The sequence below is a fragment of the Chryseobacterium sp. PTM-20240506 genome (assembly GCF_048296755.1).
Taxonomy (GTDB): Bacteria; Bacteroidota; Bacteroidia; order Flavobacteriales; family Weeksellaceae; genus Chryseobacterium; species Chryseobacterium proteolyticum.
Window position 1 is genome coordinate 552,208 of record NZ_CP182581.1, and the last position, 18,482, is coordinate 570,689.

The window sequence follows — 18,482 nt, forward strand, 5'->3', positions numbered from 1 at the left end:
GTAATATAAGGCAGCTTTGGAATCAATATAATTTGAAATGAAGAAAGTAATGTTATAATTTTATTTTCTTGTGAATAGTTTTTCCATTAGATAGGGTTACCTGCGTTACATACACTCCCGGCTCCAAAGATTTGGATTCAAAGCTGGAGGCAGTAAGATCCACATTTTGTATTAATGTTCCTGAAATTGAATAAATATGAATGTTTTTCAGGCCATTTTTGGCGCGGACTTTAATCTGATTATTTTGAGAGAATATATCAGTACTGTTTTCTACATTATTTCCGGTGATGCTCTTATTGAACTGAAGACCATAGAATTCTGTTAAGACTTCAAATGTGTAATTTTTTGATTCTAAGGTATTTGTGTTAATTCCGCCTTCTCTTGTATATTCTTTTTGAGGAATTGTTTTAACAAGGCTTCTATTCTCATCAAATATATTAATAGCCATCAACTCATCAGGATTGATCTTTAAACTGATTATATTATTGTTTTCGGAATTTACAATATCCTTTTCGTTAATAGGAGTTGGGGCATTTTTGATATACGAGATCCATTTATTTTCATCGTTTTGAGATACTTTTAGTAGATATACACCATCTTGTAAAGTGCCTAAATTCTGATGAGTTAATGAGTTTCCTTGAGAATTATCTTTGTTAAAATCTTTTATTTCAATCACTTCCATAGATCCTGAATTAGGTTGTATCTGTGACGAATAAAGAGGATTTAGCTTTGGTTGTGAATCAGCGGACTTTGAAGTGATTTTCGCCCATTCATTAAAAAGCCCACCGCTCCTGAGGGTATTAAATTTTGCATTAGATGCCAGAACAAATGGAACTATTCCTCCAACATGTCCCAGAGGGCCCCAGTAAAAAGACTGAAGCTTATATTTATCCAGATCCCACCATGAGTAATAGCCTCTTTGTACATCAATCGTTTTTGATGTATTTTCAGGTGGGATCGCAAGATCTACACTTGAGTGCCCTAAAGTCATAGGCGTTTTGTTATACCAGTCATAAACATCATTTGATTTTAAACAAAGTCTGAGTTTATTATTGTTGTTATTAGTAACGTCATTCACAAAATTATTTATGAAAAGTTTTCTCCAGATGAGAGGTCCCCATACTAACCCTCCATTATCCTGCAGGACATGATAATTATACTTATCCATATATTCCGCGGAGATAACCTCTGAAATACTGGTGTTATATGTTTTATATCCTATGTTGTTACAGGTATTTACTACGTTGGCCAGGAAAGAAGTAAATGGATAGACATCTTTTTCTAAAACCCCTTTTTGCAGTGTAACTCCTGAAAAATCATACGGCCCGTCACCCATGTAGGCATACTTGAATTTCAATTGAGTGGGATTCGAATCGTTCAGCTTTTTTAAAGTAGACATTGCAGCGTGTGCTCCCTGGGAATATCCTGTCAGAAAATATTCATCATAACGCTTTATCCCTAACTGTGCTAATACTTTATTGGCAGCTGTTACAAAATCGATAGTTGCGCTGGCTTCAGTAGGGTAATGGACATAAGGATGAACGCCATCACCACTTCCCATTCCCACATAGTCCGGAGCCATAAGGATATATCCATTCAGTACATAGGATAATTCAACAACAAATCCTGCGTATAATACACCCCTTAAATTAGAAGGAACATTATTTCTGCTGTCTGTTGTTCCATGGTCGGAAACAACGGTAGACAGTTTGTAGTTAACGTTAGGGTACATAACCAGACCGGTTGCTTTTACCAGTGTATTGTTTTCATTTTTAGTGTAGTAAGTAATTTTGTACGCTTTCAAACCCACGTTAAATCCATTAAGATAACTTACAAAATCAGGAGCATTTTGTTCTCCAAGGTTATTGGCGATAAAATTGATAACTCCCTGGGGAGTTAAATCCAGCTTTTGTTCAAAACTGGCTACGTCTCCTGCCTGCTGAGAAAAGTAAAATGGAGCAGCAAGTCCAAGCAATAAAAGAGTAATTTTTTTCATAATGACAATTTTTGGTTAGGTTAATATAGAATTTTTAAAAATTAAATTCACCTTGTTGAGATATCAATAATTATTCATTGAATAGTAGTATTGCAATTATTACAAAATAAAAGCGTCCGGTCAGCTGACCGGACGCTTTATACATCTCTATTATTTTATACTTAGAAAGCATTAATACCAGTAATATCCATTCCGGTAATTAACAGGTGAACATCGTGGGTTCCCTCATAAGTAATTACCGATTCAAGGTTTGCAGCGTGTCTCATCATTGGGAATTCCCCCATGATTCCCATTCCTCCTAAAATCTGACGGGATTCTCTGGCGATATCTATAGCCATTTTTACGTTATTTCTTTTAGCCATTGAAATCTGTGCAGGACTTGCTTTGTGATCGTTTTTAAGATTTCCTAACTGTAAACAAAGCAATTGTGCTTTTGTAATTTCTGTCAAAAATTCAGCTAATTTTTTCTGTTGTAGCTGATAAGATCCGATTGGATTGCCAAATTGTTTTCTCTCTTTAGAATACTGAACAGCAGTACAGTAGCAGTCAATTGCTGCCCCGATTACTCCCCAGGAAATCCCGTATCTTGCCGAGTTAAGGCAAGAAAGAGGTCCCTTTAATCCCGTTACTCCAGGAAGAAGGTTTTCTTTTGGAACCTTTACATTATTGAATACCAATTCTCCGGTTTTAGAAGCTCTCAAACTCCACTTATTATGTGTTTCAGGAGTCGTAAATCCTTCCATTCCTCTTTCAACGATTAATCCCTGAATTTTTCCTTCTTCATTTTTAGCCCAAACTACCGCAATATCGCATAAAGGAGAGTTTGTGATCCACATTTTCGCACCATTCAGAAGATAATGATCTCCCATATCTTTAAAATAGGTTTCCATAGAGCCGGGATCTGATCCATGGTTAGGCTCCGTTAATCCAAAAGATCCGATCATGTCTCCGGATGCCAGCTGAGGAAGGTATTTTCTTTTCTGTTCCTCAGAACCAAATTCATTAATAGGAAACATCACCAAAGAACTTTGTACAGAAGCGGCAGAACGAACTGCTGAATCTCCTCTTTCCAATTCCTGCATGATAAGACCATAAGAGATCTGATCTAATCCGGAACCACCGTATTCTACCGGAATGTATGGACCAAGCGCACCTATTTTCCCTAATTCTTTCATTAAACCAGGTAAATCTGTATGATTTTGAGCAGCATGATCTATCTGAGGCATTACAAAGCTTTCTACCCAATCCCTTATAGATTGGCGGATTAGCTTGTGTTCTTCGGTAAGTAAGGCATCAATTCCGTAATAGTCAGGAATACTTGTAAGAGGATAATATGACATTTTTTAAATTTTCCTAAAAATAGCATTTTTCGCGATTTCAGAAAAATTTTTTTTGCTTGCTTTATTTCAGCCTATTTTTTTAATGTACCTGCAGGACATATAGAATTACGCCAACTTTTTAGGATGACGATAATCTAAGCTTTAAATAAGAACGTTGAATTATTCCTCTTCCTCTTCGTTGGAAATAGGATAGTGGTTGGCGGAATTATGGATTTTATTCTTAAATTTATAGAGATAAGGCGCTTTGTTGGCAGAGCCATCATATAGTTTTTCCAGTCTTTCAAGAATATTTAGGCTTAATATTTTACGCTGAAAATTATTCCTTCTGAATTTCTGGCCTAAAATGGTTTCGTACAATGACTGCAAGTCCTTCATGGTAAATTTCAACGGTAATAAATTGCTGGCAGCCACCTCGGTATTGATATTCATTCGAAGGTATTCCAATCCTGTTTCAATAATTTTATCATGATCAAATGCCATTTTAGGCAGGTTGTTCACTTCAAACCATTCACAGGTTTCATTAAAAGCGTCCGGAAAAGTATTGGCAAGGGAAAAGTCAATAAGACTGCAATATCCTACAGTGATGAACCTTTGAAATATCCAGTGATTTCTTGGTACTTCTATGCCTTTATTTTTAAGCAGGATCTGGTGGACATTGTTTTCCGTACGGTCTATCCTTCCAAAGGTATGGAACTGTTTCAGGAAAATGTCCTTCAGGTGGGTTCTTTCGTAAAGTACACGTTGAGCAGCCTCTCTCAGATCTTCATCATTAAACACAAATCCGCCGGGAAGTGACCAGAGATCTAAATCATGATATTTTAAGAGCAGAACTTTCAGGATATTATTGTGAAAACCAAATATGGTACAGTCCACTGAAATGTGGGCTACAAAGTCTTTAGTATCAATAAGCTCCTTAAGCGTTTCTTTATTTTTTGAATCCTTGATTTCCATGGGAGTAAAAATAAAATTATTTTCAATATGTTTTTTTAATAAGTTTAAAATAAATCAAACTTATTGAAAAAAGGACAGTTACAATAAATAAAATGTATAGTGGATAGTACGTTAGTAATTGATTTTCAAAGAGTAGTGATATAACGATAGAACTTACTGAACTTCCCAAAGACGAAAAAATAACGATTAATGAAGTAAAAAGATTCGTTTTTTCTTTATCCACCTGAACAATCATTTTGGAATTAAGAACCGGATAGAGAGGAGAAAGAAACAATCCTATAACAGGAAATAAAAATAAAATGACCTTTGAATCTTCAGAATCAAGGTATTGTATTCCTAAAATACCTGCTAACACGAAAATAATAAACAGTAAGCAGAAGATATAATATTTTGAAAGATGAAAACGATGGATAACGTTCGCGGTGATTGTTCTTCCTACATAAGAGAAAAGAGCTAAAAAGGAAGATGCCTGAAGGGCAAAGAACGAATTGACCTTCAAATGGTTTTTATAAAATGAAGGTAACCAGGAATTAAAGCTTTGCTCAACAAATACAATGGAAAAGACAACAACCAGAAATACAACAATAGAAGGAGTTATAAATCCTGACAGGTCGGAAAGAAAGGTTTTATTTTCAAAATTCTTTTCCGGTTCAGCGATCTCCAATCTTGAAAACAAAATAATGGTAACAAAGGAGAGGAAGGAAATTCCGATAAACCCAAACTTCCAGTATTCCGAATATTGACTGGAGATCAGCCACCCAAACCCCGTATTGACCACAAAGATCCCGATCATGAATGATGCTTCTACATTACTCATGGTTTTGGTAAGGGATTTTTCATCGGAAATATTATTTCTGATAATTCCGAAAACACAAATCTTCCCTATGGCAAAGCATGTCCCTATAATAGCAAACCAAAGCTTATAAAACCAGAATACTTTTACGAAGGGGAGAATTGATGAACAGATTCCTACAATAATCAGAGCAAAGATCAAAGCTTTTTTTGTCCCGATTCTGCTTATAAAATTGACGGCAAAAAGAGAAAAAAAGGCAATTGGTAAATCTTTGAAAGATTCTAAAAGTCCCAATTTTTCATAAGTGATTTTGGCTTCGGAAAGTTGCAAGATAACAATACCCATGCAGTTTAAGACCATAGAGAAAATGAGGAAGGTAAGTTTTAACGGAAGTGAAATATTGTGAAGCTTGCTCGTCATTTTGGGGATTAATTTTATTAAATTTTTATGAGTTTTTATGAAATTTTAATCAAAAAAAAGGGCTTTGAACCCCCAAAAATAAAAGAAATATTAAAATATTTATTAATATAATGTTAACTATTTAAAAAAAAATATATTTTTATTGTCTCAAAATGAGAATTAAAAAACTAACTGTATATGAATATTAGAATATCAAGAGGTTTGGGAGTAGTTGCTGTACTATATTTTACAGCTAATTTCAGTGCCCAGAAAACAGCCAATGATACTCTTCCGAAAGAACAGAAAATTGAGGAAGTGGTAATGATTGGTTATGGTACTCAAAAGAAGAGTAATGTGACCGGAGCAATATCGAGCATCAAAGCTTCCGATATTGATGACGTTCCTATGGGAAGACCAGAGCAGGTTCTGCAAGGTAGGGCAGCGGGTGTTTCCGTAATTTCAAATTCCGGGCAACCGGGTTCTCCTGCTACAATCAGGGTCCGTGGTATTACCAGTTTTGGTGCGGGAAGTAACGATCCCTTGTGGGTTGTAGATGGCATCGTAGTGGATAACATTGCCTGGTTAAATCAGTCCGATATTGAGGGAATGGAAATCCTGAAAGATGGTGCTTCGGCTGCAATCTACGGGGTTTCTGCAGCGAAAGGGGTTGTCCTGATTACTACTAAGAAGGGAGCTAAAGGAAGATTAAACCTTTCTTATAATGGTTTCTTTGGAGTAGGAAGTGCTGCAAAAAAACTGGATCTCCTTAATGCTACACAGTATGGGATGATCATGAACGAAGCTAATATGAATGATGGAAGAGCACCTGAATTTGCAAATCCTTCAGCTTTGGGAAATGGAACAGATTGGCAAAAACAAATTTTTAATTCTGCTCAACGTTCTTCCCATGAATTCAGCATCAGTGGAGGAAGCGATAAATCTACTTTTTATACTTCATTTGGTTATTATGACCAACAGGGTATTGTATTGCGGGATATCTCTAATTACAAAAGGATTAACGGAAGAATTAATTCCACGCATAAAGTATTTGATTTCTTAACGGTTGGACAAACTTTTGCCTATACACATACTAAATCACAGGGAATCAATGCGAATGGAGAGTTTGGTGGACCTTTGAGTTCCGCGATCAACCTCGATCCAACAACTCCTGTAGTAGTAACAAACGGAGTGGCTAATCAGCCTTTTCCTAGTGACTACATTAATAACCCAAATCACATCAACGATCCTAACGGAAATCCATATGGAATCTCTCACTATGTAAGTAAAGAGATGTCCAACCCATTGGCTTTCCAGCAAACTCAGTTAGGAAGGTATAACTGGACGGATGATTTGGTTGCCAATGTATTTGCGGATTTGAAGTTAAGCAAGCACCTGAGCTTTAAATCAAGCGTAAATGGGAAGCTTTCCTATTGGGGGAATCAGGCATTTACGCCGGTATCTTATTTAAGTTCTGCAGTTAAGAATGACTTTAACAGCTTATTCAGAGAAACACAGAAAAAATTTGAATGGAGTACAGAGAATACGGTTACCTATCAAAATAAATTTGGACAGCACAGCTTAAATGTATTGTTGGGACAAGGATATTATGAGTATAATATTTCTTCAGGTCAAAACACTACTTATAAAAACTTACCTACGAATAACTGGCAGGAAGCTTCTTTTAATTTTGAAATTCCTCAGTCCGACAGATCTACCAACGCTTGGGACGGGAAAGAAACCCATAAAACATCCTATTTTGCGAGAGTGGTTTACGACTATGCAAACAGATACCTTTTCACCGGAACAATTCGTAGAGACGGATCATCAAAATTCGCAAGAGCTTATCACTGGGGGAACTTCCCGGCAATGTCTTTGGGATGGAATGTATCCAATGAAGAATTCTGGCCGGAAAATAATGTTATTAACAGCTTTAAGCTAAGAGGGGGATATGGAGTCTTAGGAAATGATGCCATTGATGATTTCCAATATGCCAACTTCCTGATTCCTGGAAGTAATTATACCTTCGGAGATGATGTAATCCATATTGGATATGCGCCAAGTACATTAGAGAACCCTAATCTGAAATGGGAAAGGACATCTCAGCTAAACATCGCTGCGGATTTAAAAATCTTTAAGAACTTTGATTTATCAGTAGATGTGTACAGAAAGAAAAGTACGGATATTTTGAGAAAAATCGATCTTCCGGGTTACCTTGGTCTGATCAACAACCCTTGGAGAAATATCGGGGATATGAATAATGACGGGGTGGAAGTAAGTCTTGGATATAAAAAGAACTGGGGTGATTTTGGATTTTCAGCAAACGGAAATTTTGCTTATCTGAAAAATGAAATTACAAGGCTTGAAGGAGATAAACCTTATGTAAACTTTGCTTCATACCAATCAATGGGAGCTGTTTCCAGACTACAGGTTGGTTCCTCTTACGGATCATTTTATGGATATCAGAACTTAGGTATTTTCCAAAACCAGGCAGAAATTGACGCGTACAGAAATGCTTCTGGAGGTGTGATTCAGGCTAACGCAAAGCCAGGAGATTTCAAGCGACTGGATGCTAATGGTGATGGAAAAATTGATGAGAATGACTATGTAAACCTTGGGAATTCTGTTCCAAAATATACGTTTGGACTTACCCTGAATATGAACTACAAAAACTTCGATCTGATGATATTTGCTCAGGGACAAGCAGGGAACAAAATATTCCAGGGATTGAGAAGACTGGATATCCAGGAAGCCAATTATCAAACAACCATTCTTGATCGTTGGACAGGAGAAGGAACTTCCAACACCATTGCAAGAGTGACTAAAGATGATCCTAATCAAAACTATACAAGAATGTCTGATTATTATTTGCAAAAAGGTGATTATTTACGTTTGAAACTGGTACAGGTAGGATATACACTTCCAAAAAATCTTTCTGAAACAATTGGAGCAAGTAAAGTAAGATTCTACGTTACGGCAGAAAACCTTGTTACTTTCACTAAGTATACGGGATTTGATCCTGAAATAGCAGGAGGAGATACATTCGGAATCGACCGGGCGTATTATCCACAGGCAAGAACTTTCCTTTTCGGAGCTAGTGTACAATTTTAATTAAAAGAAAAATGAAAAATAAAAGATTTATATATAAGAGTTTATCTGTCTTATTATTAGCAGGAATAGGCTTTGGAGCTGTTTCTTGTAATAACAGCAACCTAGAGGATGTACAGAACTCAGGGACATTTGAACCCGATAATTATTTTAGAAACGAAGCTGAGTCATTCAGTGGTCTTGTGGCTGTGTATGATATGTTGAGAAAATACTCTGGTGGATTTGAAAATGAGGTTACTTTCTTCAACGGAGCATCTGATGATTTCTATTCCGGAGGGGGAAGTTCCACGGATGGTGCAGGAATACAGGGGTTTTCTAATTATACGATCAATCCTATTATTATGCCTCCTAGTTATTGGAAAGATTTTTATCAGGGGATTGCGAAAGCGAATCTATTGTTTGAAAGGATTCCGAATTCAAATATGGACGAACAGAAAAGAAAGCGTTTCATTGCAGAAGCAAAAGTCCTAAGGTCATTGTATTATTTTGAATTATTGAGGATATTCAAAAATATTCCATTGATTTTAAAACCGATTAAATATGACGATGATTACTATAATATTCCTCAGGCAAAACCTGAAGATGTGTATACCCAGATAGAATCCGATATTCTTTCCGCTATTAATGATCTGCCGGTATCCATTGCATCAACAAACAAAAGTGAACTTGGAAGAATCACACAAGGATCTGCTCGTGCTATATTAGGCAAGATTTATTTATATGATAAAAAGAATTCTGAAGCGGCTACCCAGTTTGCAATGGTAAACGGAACTCCAGGAGGAACGAGCCAGTATGGATATAAATTGGTTGCTAATTTTGCCGATCTGTGGGTGGTGAACAATAAATTCACATCAGAGTCTATATTAGAAGTAATGCATACCAATAAGAGTAATGCAGACTGGGCATTTTGGGGAAGTGGAAAGGATGAAGGAAATACAGTCAACCAGATGGTAGCAATAATATCTTACGGAAAGGTGGCTCCGGCACCAGGACAACCTGCAAATGATGCACCGGACATCTATAAAGGATGGGGATTCAATCCTGCAACCGACGATCTGTTTAATTTCATGCAGGGAGATCCTCGTTTAAATGCGACCATCTTTAATGCAAAACAATTAAAGCAAGACGGTAAGATTACCTATACGCCAGGATTCAAGGATACAGGATATTTCTTACAGAAATTTTTACCTACAAATGCTGATAAATCCACGGAGCCGGGAGCTACAGAATTGAACTTCCGTCAAAATTATATGGCCATCAGATTAGCAGATACTTATCTTATGGAAGCAGAAGCTTTAGGAGGTTCCGGAGCAAGAGCTCAGGCCCTACTAGATGCTGTAAGGGATAGAGTAGGATTGCCTTCAGTTCCGGTTTCTATGCAGGCTATTAAAGACGAAAGAAGGAGAGAGCTAGCAGGTGAAGGACACAGATGGTTTGACCTGGTAAGATGGGGGGATGCTCCGGCAAAATTGGGAGCAAGAGGCTTTACTGCAGGTAAAAATGAAATTTTGCCAATTCCTTTTAATGAACTAGTAAATACAGCATTAAAACAAAACCCTGGCTACTAAAAACATGAAGTTTCACAGTTTATATAGTTTCTTTTTTAGAAGTATCACACCACTTTGTGGTGTGGTACTTTTATCTTTATCAGCATGCAAGTCACATTCGGTAAGTACAAGAAACGAAGTTCAGATATGGCTTACGAAAGGAGATGAGAGTATAAAATTACAACAGCAACCTTCAATTGGTTTTACAAACAATCCGGGTAGCAGTCAGAATATTGAAATTGATGACCAGCAGAAGTTTCAATATATTGACGGTTTCGGATATACGCTGACAGGAGGAAGTGTGGAAGTAATCAACAGGCTTTCAGAAACTAAAAGAAAAGTATTATTATATGAACTTTTTGGTAAAAAGGATCAGTCCATTTCAGTCTCTTATATAAGATTGAGTGTCGGAGCTTCAGATCTTGACAGTGAAGTTTTCTCCTATGACGATTTACCGGAAGGACAAAAAGATTCATCATTACAACATTTCAGCCTTGCAAAGGACAAAGATCTGATTGCTATGCTAAAGGAGATTTTAGCAATTAATCCTAAAATTAAGTTTATTTCGGCACCCTGGTCTGCACCTGTCTGGATGAAAGATAACGGAAAGTCAAAAGGGGGAAGTTTAAAGCCTGAGTACTATAAGGTATATGCTGATTACTTTGTAAAATACATTCAGGGAATGAAAAAAGAAGGGATTACAATTGATGCCATTACTCCTCAGAATGAACCCTTACACCCGGGAAACAATCCGAGTTTATATATGACCTCTGATCAGCAGAAAGATTTTATTAAAAATCATTTGGGACCTGCTTTTAAATCTAAAGGCATTACAACTAAGATTGTTGTGTACGACCACAATTGTAATAAACCTGAATACGCAACCAACATACTGAGTGATCCTGAAGCTTATCAATATGTGGATGGTTCTGCATTCCATCTTTATGAAGGCGATATTTCTGCGTTAAGTACTGTCCATAATGCTTATCCTGATAAAAACCTTTATTTTACAGAGCAGTGGACAGGCTCCAGGAGCAACTTTAATGAAGATCTGAATTGGCATACCAAGAATGTGATCATCGGTTCTATGAGAAACTGGAGTAAAATAGCTCTGGAATGGAACCTTGCTAATGATCCGCAGTATAAGCCGCACACTGAAGGGGGCTGTACGGAATGTAAAGGAGCCATTACAGTTTCCGATAAAGAAAATTTCACGAGAAATGTTTCGTATTACATTATTGCTCACGCTTCTAAGTTCATTCCGGCAAACTCGCAAAGGATAGCTTCATCTCAAACCGATAATCTGTCGACTGTAGCATTCAGAACACCTGAAGGAAGAACAGTTTTGATCGTACAAAATAATAATAAAACAGAAGAGACCTTCTCTCTTAAATTTAATCAAAAAACAGCTCAGGTAAGTTTACCCGGAAACGCTGTTGCAACCTATATTTTCTAAATTATGAAAAGAGTTTATTTCTTACTGGCATTTGCCACTTTCGGCCTCAATACATACGGACAAAAAACAATCGACCAGAAAGTTTCTGAGCTTTTGTCTAAAATGACATTAGAAGAAAAAGTAGGACAATTGGTTCAATATAGTGGTTTTGCTTATGCAACAGGACCTCAGAATTCCAATTCGGCAACTGTTCTTGAAGAAATAAAAAAAGGTAAGGTAGGTTCCATGCTCAATGTAGCTGGTGTAGAAGAAACAAGAGCTTTTCAGAAATTGGCATTGGAATCAAGGTTGAAAATTCCATTATTATTTGGCCAGGATGTGATCCATGGATATAGAACTACATTCCCTGTGAATATCGGACAAGCTGCGAGCTGGGATTTAGGATTAATTGAAAAGTCTGAAAGAATTGCAGCAACGGAAGCTTCAGCATATGGCATCCACTGGACTTTTGCACCGATGGTCGATATTGCCAGAGATCCGAGATGGGGAAGGGTCATGGAAGGCTCGGGTGAGGATACATATCTCGGTACTTTAATTGGCCTGGCAAGAATCAAAGGATTTCAGGGGAAAGGTTTAGGAAACCTTGATGCTATAATGGCCTGTGCCAAACATTTTGCAGCCTATGGTGCTGCAGTGGGTGGCAGAGATTATAATTCTGTGGACATGAGCCCCAGACAATTGAATGAAACTTATTTACCCCCTTTTAAAGCAGCAGCAGAGGCCGGAGTTGCTACGTTTATGAATTCATTTAATGACATTAATGGAATTCCTGCGACGGCAAACCAATACATCCTCAGAGACCTGTTAAAAGGGGCGTGGAACTATAAAGGCTTTGTGGTTTCAGATTGGGGCAGCATTGGTGAAATGGTGAACCACGGATATACAAAGGATAAAGCGGAAGCTGCTGAAAAGGCTATTATCGCAGGAAGTGATATGGATATGGAAAGCCGTGTTTATATGGCTGAACTTCCTAAACTTGTAAAAGACGGAAAAGTAGATCCGAAATTTATTGATGATGCGGCCAGAAGAATTTTAATTAAAAAATTCGAAATGGGATTATTTGATGATCCTTACCGTTTTAGTGATGAGAAAAGACAAAAAGAACAAACAGATAATCTTGAGAACAGGAAGTTTGGGAGAGAGTTCGGTTCAAAAAGTATCGTCCTTTTAAAAAATCAGAATAGCGTTCTGCCACTTTCAAAATCTACAAAAACTGTAGCTTTGATAGGTCCTTTCGGGAAAGAAACTGTTGTGAATCATGGTTTCTGGTCTGTAGCATTCAAAGATGACAATCAAAGAATTGTGAGCCAGTTTGATGGAATTAAAAATCAACTGGATAAAGGTTCCACATTATTGTATGCCAAAGGATGTAATGTTGACGATCAGGATCGCTCTATGTTTGCTGAAGCAATAGAGACGGCAAAAAAAGCGGATGTGGTTATTATGACCTTGGGTGAAGGGCACGCTATGAGTGGAGAGGCGAAGAGTAGAAGCAATATTCACTTTTCTGGAGTTCAGGAAGAATTATTGAAGGAAATTGCAAAAACAGGAAAACCAGTTGTATTAATGATTAATGCAGGAAGACCTTTGGTTTTTGATTGGGCAGCGGACCATATTCCAACAATTTTATACACATGGTGGCTTGGTACTGAAGCAGGAAATTCAATTGCGGATGTCCTTTTTGGTTCTGTAAATCCGGGTGGAAAGCTTCCGATGACTTTTCCCAGAACTGAAGGTCAGATCCCTGTGTATTATAACCATTATAATACCGGAAGACCGGCAAAAACCAATAAAGAAAGGAGTTATGTTTCAGCATATATTGATCTTGATAATGACCCTAAATTTCCTTTTGGATATGGATTGAGTTACACAAAATTCAAATATTCCGATATGACATTAAGTTCTGAAAATCTTAGAGGAAATCAATCTTTACAAATTAAAGTTAATGTTTCCAATAATGGAAATTATGACGGTGAAGAAGTCGTGCAGCTTTATATTAGAGACTTATTCGGAAAAGTGGTAAGACCGGTAAAAGAGTTAAAAGGATTTCAAAAAATATTCCTGAAAAAAGGAGAAACGAAAACTGTGAGTTTTACACTGTCATCTGAAAATTTAAAATTCTATGACGACAAGTTGAATTTTGATTGGGAAGGGGGTGAATTTGAAATTATGGTAGGAACAAACTCTGAGGAAGTTCAGACAAAGAAAATTAATTGGATTAAATAGCCAGGATTACTAATGCGGGTAGTAGCCCGCTTTATATTAACGCATATGAAATTTTTTTTTCGAAATAGTTTACATGTATGGGTTGGAGGGATGCTGCTGTTTTCAGTGTTAGATTGTGCTTCATATAAAACAGATTCCGGCAGGAAGCTGATCTGGAGTGATGAATTTAATGGAAAGGGATTACCTGATTCATCAAAATGGAATTATGATGTAGGCGGAGGTGGTTTTGGAAATGAGGAAGCTCAGTATTATACAAAAGACCGTCCTGAAAATGCAAGAATGGAAAATGGGAATCTGGTGATCGAAGCAAGAAAAGAAGCATGGGATAAAAATAAATACACATCTGCACGACTTTTAACCAAAGGGAAGTTCTCTTTTCAATATGGAACAATTGAAGTAAGGGCTAAATTACCCAAAGGAAGAGGAACGTGGCCTGCCATATGGATGATGAGTGAGAATATGAAGAAGTGGCCGGATGATGGAGAACTTGATATTATGGAACATGTGGGATTCAATCCCGGATACATCCATGCATCAGTGCACACGAAAAAATACAATCATATCAAGGGAACTCAGAAAACAGATACTTTGATTGTTAATGATGCCAGTGAACGCTACCATGTGTATAAAGCAGACTGGACGCCGGAAAAAATAGAGGTTTATATTGACGATAAAAAATTTTTCACGTACGAGAACGAGGAAAAAACAAACGAAGCCTGGCCCTTTAACCGGCCATATTATATCATTTTGAATCTGGCTATAGGTGGATTCTGGGGTGGGAAAGAAGGAATTGATGACTCTATTTTTCCTCAGAAGTACTATATAGATTATGTACGGGTTTATAAGAATAAATAATGAAGGGAGTTGCACAGCTCCGTAAAAACAGGAAGTAATAATAATGAAAAAACTAATTGTAAGCTGTCTTATTGCAGGGATAGCCAGTCATGTCAACGCACAGAATTACTGGAAGAAGAATGCCGGAAAATCGGCCAGGGTTATACTGACGAATTCCAAAACTGACGAAAAGATGGTAGATAAGGGAATGGTGCAGTTTGCAAAATTTGATCAGCCTAAAGAAAATGAAGCCTGTGTTTTTGTAGACCCGGATTTTAAATATCAGAAACTGATCGGAATCGGAGGTGCAATAACAGATGCAGCTGCAGAGACGTTTTATAAACTCCCGAAGGATAAGCAGAAAGAAATCATAGAAGCCTATTATGGTAAGAATGGATTAGGCTACACTGTAGTGCGTACCAATATGAATTCATGTGATTTTTCAAGTGATTCGTACACGTATGTAGAAGATAATGACACCTCATTAAAATCATTCTCCGTTGCTCATGATGAAAAATATAAAATACCGATGATCCAGGAAGCTCAAAAGGCGATAGGGAATCAATTCAAATTGTATTTTTCACCATGGAGCCCACCGGCATGGATGAAATCGAATAAAAATATGCTGAATGGAGGCCGGCTTGAGAACCAGTATTATCAGACCTGGGCGGATTATTATATAAAGTTCATCAGGGAATATGAAAAAAGAGGAATCAAAATCTGGGGATTAACTGTACAAAATGAAGCCATGGCTAAGCAAACCTGGGAATCTTGTTTGTACACTGCTGAAGAAGAGGCCGCTTTCCTGAAGAATAACCTGGGACCCACTCTATGGAAAAACGGATTTAAAGATAAAAAAGTAATGATCTGGGATCATAACAGAGATCTGATCTTTCAAAGAGCCACAACAACTTTAAGTGATCCTGAGACTTCAAAATATGCTTCAGGAATTGCATATCATTGGTATGAGACCTGGCACAATAAGACCCAGTTGTTTGATAATGTTGGGGAAACACACAGGGCATTTCCGGATAAGTTCCTGGCTTTTACAGAAGGATGTAAGGAAGTTTTCAATATGTCAAGGATCAATGATGTAAGTCTTGGTGAATTGTACGGAAAAAATATGATCAATGACTTTAACAGAGGTACTTCATTATGGACGGACTGGAATGTTTTGCTTGACGAAACAGGAGGGCCGAATCATGTAGGAAATTTATGTTTTGCACCGATTATTGCAGATACCCAGTCAGGAGAAGTACATTATACCTACGAATATTATTATGTAGGGCATGTTTCAAAGTATATTAAACCCAATGCGCAAAGAATTGGAAGCTCTACCAATACATCAGGGTTGATTTCTACCTCATTCATGAATGAGAACGGCCAGTTGGTTACCGTTATTATGAATAATACAGATAGTGATATCAATGCGAGCCTCTGGATCGAAGGAATGGCTGCCAAACTTCCTGCGCCGGCGCATTCCATACAAACAGTAATTCTATAATACACTTCATATTAATATTTTTTTATTAAAGTAGGCTGTCTTTTTTAGACAGCCTACCTTGTTTTTTATTAAAAAATAAAAATGATTTTTACAATTCCTCCAGTAAAACATAGGTTCCTACAGATGTTCTTGTAGATGCTCCTGAAACATAATATCCTGAGTTTCCGGCATTACTTCCTCCATAACGTACCTTGAGTTCAACATACGCGTTGCCAGTGGAGCCTGTTGTTACGATGATAATAGGAGGAGTAACACCTCCATCATCAAAGGTTTCTGTAGACGATTCCGTATATCCCTGGGTTGTTACGATTGCTTCAGCGTCACCACCGGCTGAAAACAGAGATGTGATATAACCGGGAGTAGTATTGCTATTACCAGTGGTACTTCCTTTAATTCCAATGTATCCGGTTATTTTAAATGTTTTATTGGGGGGTAAATTAATTCTGTCTTTTTGGCTATTAAAGGACAGGTGATCCGTATTAATGCCGCTTACCACACCATCATATGTTAAGTTGTAGTCAGTCCCTTTTGTAGTAAGAAACTGCGATGAGTTTTTGGAAAGTACCGCATAGATTTTTCTTCTGATCACTTCAGGATTGCTGTCCGATAATTTCTCAACATTCACTTTTTGAACAATCCCATTATCATCTGATGTTAAGATATATTTCGGAGCGGATGCAATACTGTCTACGTTCCTGATTCTTGTGTTTCCATTCACATCAAGAGTAGCAGTTGGGGCTGTTGTGTTAATTCCTACCTGTCCAGTTTGCGAGTACGCAAATGGCATAATGCTTATAAAAATAAGTATTTTTAACTTCTTCATAATTTGTTGCTTTTTGGCAAAGTTAAATTAATTCAATTATAAGAGAAAAAATACGAATTAAATATATTATGTTTGACATATAATCAAAACGTTCTATGTGTCATTTTTTGTAAAATAAGCCGATTTAGGTAAAGCTATATTAATAGTAAGCTAGCAAATAAAAAACAGGCTGTCTTGAAAAGACAGCCTGTTTAATTTTTTATTAAGAAAGTTGATTATTTCTCAACGTCATACTTACTAATTACTTTCTGAGTAACACCCGAACTACTGAACCCACCGTCATGGAACAGATTCTGCATTGTTACTTTTTTGGTAAGATCAGAGAAAAGTGTAACACAGTAATCTGCACATTCAAGTGCCGTAGCGTTTCCAAGTGGAGACATGTCTTCTGCATATCCAAGGAAACCTCCGAAACCTTTTACTCCACTTCCGGCAGTGGTAGGAGTAGGAGACTGGGAAACCGTATTTACACGAACTTTTCTTTCCCCCCAATAGTTTCCGAATGTTCTCGCGATACTTTCAAGATAAGCTTTGTTATCAGACATATCATTATAATCAGGGAATGTTCTCTGAGCAGCAATATAAGTAAGTGCCAGGATGCTTCCCCATTCATTCATACAGTCTTTTTCCCATGCCACACGCATTACTTTATGGAAAGAAACAGCGGAGATATCCCATCCTTTTTCCAACCAGTCGTAGTTCATTTCTGTATAATGTTTTCCTTTTCTTACATTTACGGACATTCCTATGGAGTGAAGGATGAAATCTATTTTTCCGAATTTTGCGATCGCAGCATCAAAAAGTTTTTCAAGATCTTCAACAGAAGTAGCATCTGCTCCGATAACCTCTGAGCCTGTTTTTTCAGCTAAACCGTTAAGTTCTCCCATTCTCAAAGCAATAGGAGCATTAGATAAAATAAATTCAGCTCCTTCTTCATGGCATCTTTCAGCAACTTTCCATGCGATCGATTGTTCATTAAGGGCCCCAAAAATAATTCCCTTTTTGCCTTTAAGTAAACCGTATGACATAATTTTTTAATGTTTATTAATATTACAAATGTAGCGATAATTTGTGTTTAGAACATAATAAAAAAACGGAGCCTTATAAAAAGGTTCCGTTTTTTTGAAAATATTTATATGACTGAAATTTTAATTGGTTTTTTTATTCCATTCCGCTTTTACATCTTCAGCCGCATCCTTGGTTTTTTCCCAGGCTTCATCTGCCTTATCCTTGATGTCTTCCCAAGTGTCAGAAATATTAGCTTTTACCCTGTCAAGCCAATCTTCCTGACTAGCTTCTTCGTCATTGTTTCTTTTTTCATTGATATAATCCCTAGCTTTGTCTGCTAAATCATTAATTTTCCATTTCGCATCGGTCGCTGCATTTTTTAAAGAGTTTTCTGTTTTATTTACTGCATCCTCTGCTTTGTTGTAATCCGAATTGTTCATAACATTTATTATTTAGTGTTGTTTATAGTAAAACAATAACCATTCCTAAAATCCGGCTCT

At 37.1% G+C, this 18,482-nt stretch carries 13 protein-coding genes; 6 read left to right on the forward strand and 7 right to left on the reverse strand.

Going from position 1 to position 18,482, the window contains the following annotated elements:
- Positions 1-52 precede the first annotated feature (52 nt).
- The 4 genes from ACNFU2_RS02210 to ACNFU2_RS02225 form a co-directional block, all read right to left on the reverse strand.
- Positions 53-1,996: a T9SS type A sorting domain-containing protein gene (locus ACNFU2_RS02210; RefSeq protein WP_418123528.1), complete on the reverse strand. Its 1,944-nt coding sequence runs from the start codon at positions 1,994-1,996 to the stop codon at positions 53-55.
- Between the two features lie 161 nt (positions 1,997-2,157).
- Positions 2,158-3,336 (reverse strand): acyl-CoA dehydrogenase family protein, encoded by a 1,179-nt coding sequence (locus tag ACNFU2_RS02215; protein WP_273647810.1) that lies wholly within the window; start codon positions 3,334-3,336, stop codon positions 2,158-2,160.
- A 159-nt stretch (positions 3,337-3,495) separates the two neighbouring features.
- Entirely contained in the window at positions 3,496-4,287 is a 792-nt protein-coding gene (locus ACNFU2_RS02220; protein ID WP_172283297.1) for an NUDIX hydrolase, read from the reverse strand.
- A gap of 22 nt (positions 4,288-4,309) precedes the next feature.
- Positions 4,310-5,500 (reverse strand): MFS transporter, encoded by a 1,191-nt coding sequence (locus tag ACNFU2_RS02225; protein WP_273647811.1) that lies wholly within the window; start codon positions 5,498-5,500, stop codon positions 4,310-4,312.
- A 177-nt stretch (positions 5,501-5,677) separates the two neighbouring features.
- On the opposite strand from ACNFU2_RS02225, the gene ACNFU2_RS02230 reads away from it, so the two are divergent.
- The 6 genes from ACNFU2_RS02230 to ACNFU2_RS02255 are packed head-to-tail and all read left to right on the forward strand — an operon-like array spanning position 5,678 to position 16,151.
- Complete coding sequence (locus tag ACNFU2_RS02230) at positions 5,678-8,587, forward strand: SusC/RagA family TonB-linked outer membrane protein (RefSeq protein ID WP_273647812.1); 2,910 nt, start codon at positions 5,678-5,680, stop codon at positions 8,585-8,587.
- 11 nt (positions 8,588-8,598) lie between these two features.
- Positions 8,599-10,152 (forward strand): RagB/SusD family nutrient uptake outer membrane protein, encoded by a 1,554-nt coding sequence (locus ACNFU2_RS02235; RefSeq protein ID WP_273647813.1) that lies wholly within the window; start codon positions 8,599-8,601, stop codon positions 10,150-10,152.
- Between the two features lie 4 nt (positions 10,153-10,156).
- Positions 10,157-11,587 (forward strand): glycoside hydrolase family 30 protein, encoded by a 1,431-nt coding sequence (locus ACNFU2_RS02240; protein WP_273647814.1) that lies wholly within the window; start codon positions 10,157-10,159, stop codon positions 11,585-11,587.
- A gap of 3 nt (positions 11,588-11,590) precedes the next feature.
- Positions 11,591-13,813 carry a beta-glucosidase BglX gene (bglX, locus tag ACNFU2_RS02245; protein WP_273647815.1) on the forward strand — a complete coding sequence of 741 codons (2,223 nt, stop codon included), beginning with the start codon at positions 11,591-11,593 and terminating at the stop codon, positions 13,811-13,813.
- 45 nt (positions 13,814-13,858) lie between these two features.
- A complete protein-coding gene (locus ACNFU2_RS02250) occupies positions 13,859-14,668 on the forward strand; it encodes a glycoside hydrolase family 16 protein (RefSeq protein WP_273647816.1) in 810 nt (269 codons plus the stop codon).
- Between the two features lie 43 nt (positions 14,669-14,711).
- Positions 14,712-16,151: a glycoside hydrolase family 30 protein gene (locus ACNFU2_RS02255; protein ID WP_172283285.1), complete on the forward strand. Its 1,440-nt coding sequence runs from the start codon at positions 14,712-14,714 to the stop codon at positions 16,149-16,151.
- A gap of 88 nt (positions 16,152-16,239) precedes the next feature.
- Here the strand turns inward: ACNFU2_RS02255 and ACNFU2_RS02260 are convergent, their stop codons facing one another.
- The 3 genes from ACNFU2_RS02260 to ACNFU2_RS02270 form a co-directional block, all read right to left on the reverse strand.
- The gene (locus ACNFU2_RS02260; RefSeq protein WP_306612026.1) at positions 16,240-16,974 is read right to left on the reverse strand and encodes a hypothetical protein; all 735 of its coding nucleotides are present in this window, start codon (positions 16,972-16,974) and stop codon (positions 16,240-16,242) included.
- Positions 16,975-17,189: 215 nt separating this feature from the next.
- Positions 17,190-18,002, reverse strand: coding sequence for an enoyl-ACP reductase FabI (locus tag ACNFU2_RS02265; RefSeq protein WP_172283283.1), 813 nt, complete (start codon positions 18,000-18,002; stop codon positions 17,190-17,192).
- A gap of 120 nt (positions 18,003-18,122) precedes the next feature.
- Positions 18,123-18,422, reverse strand: coding sequence for a hypothetical protein (locus ACNFU2_RS02270; protein ID WP_172283282.1), 300 nt, complete (start codon positions 18,420-18,422; stop codon positions 18,123-18,125).
- Positions 18,423-18,482 lie beyond the last annotated feature (60 nt).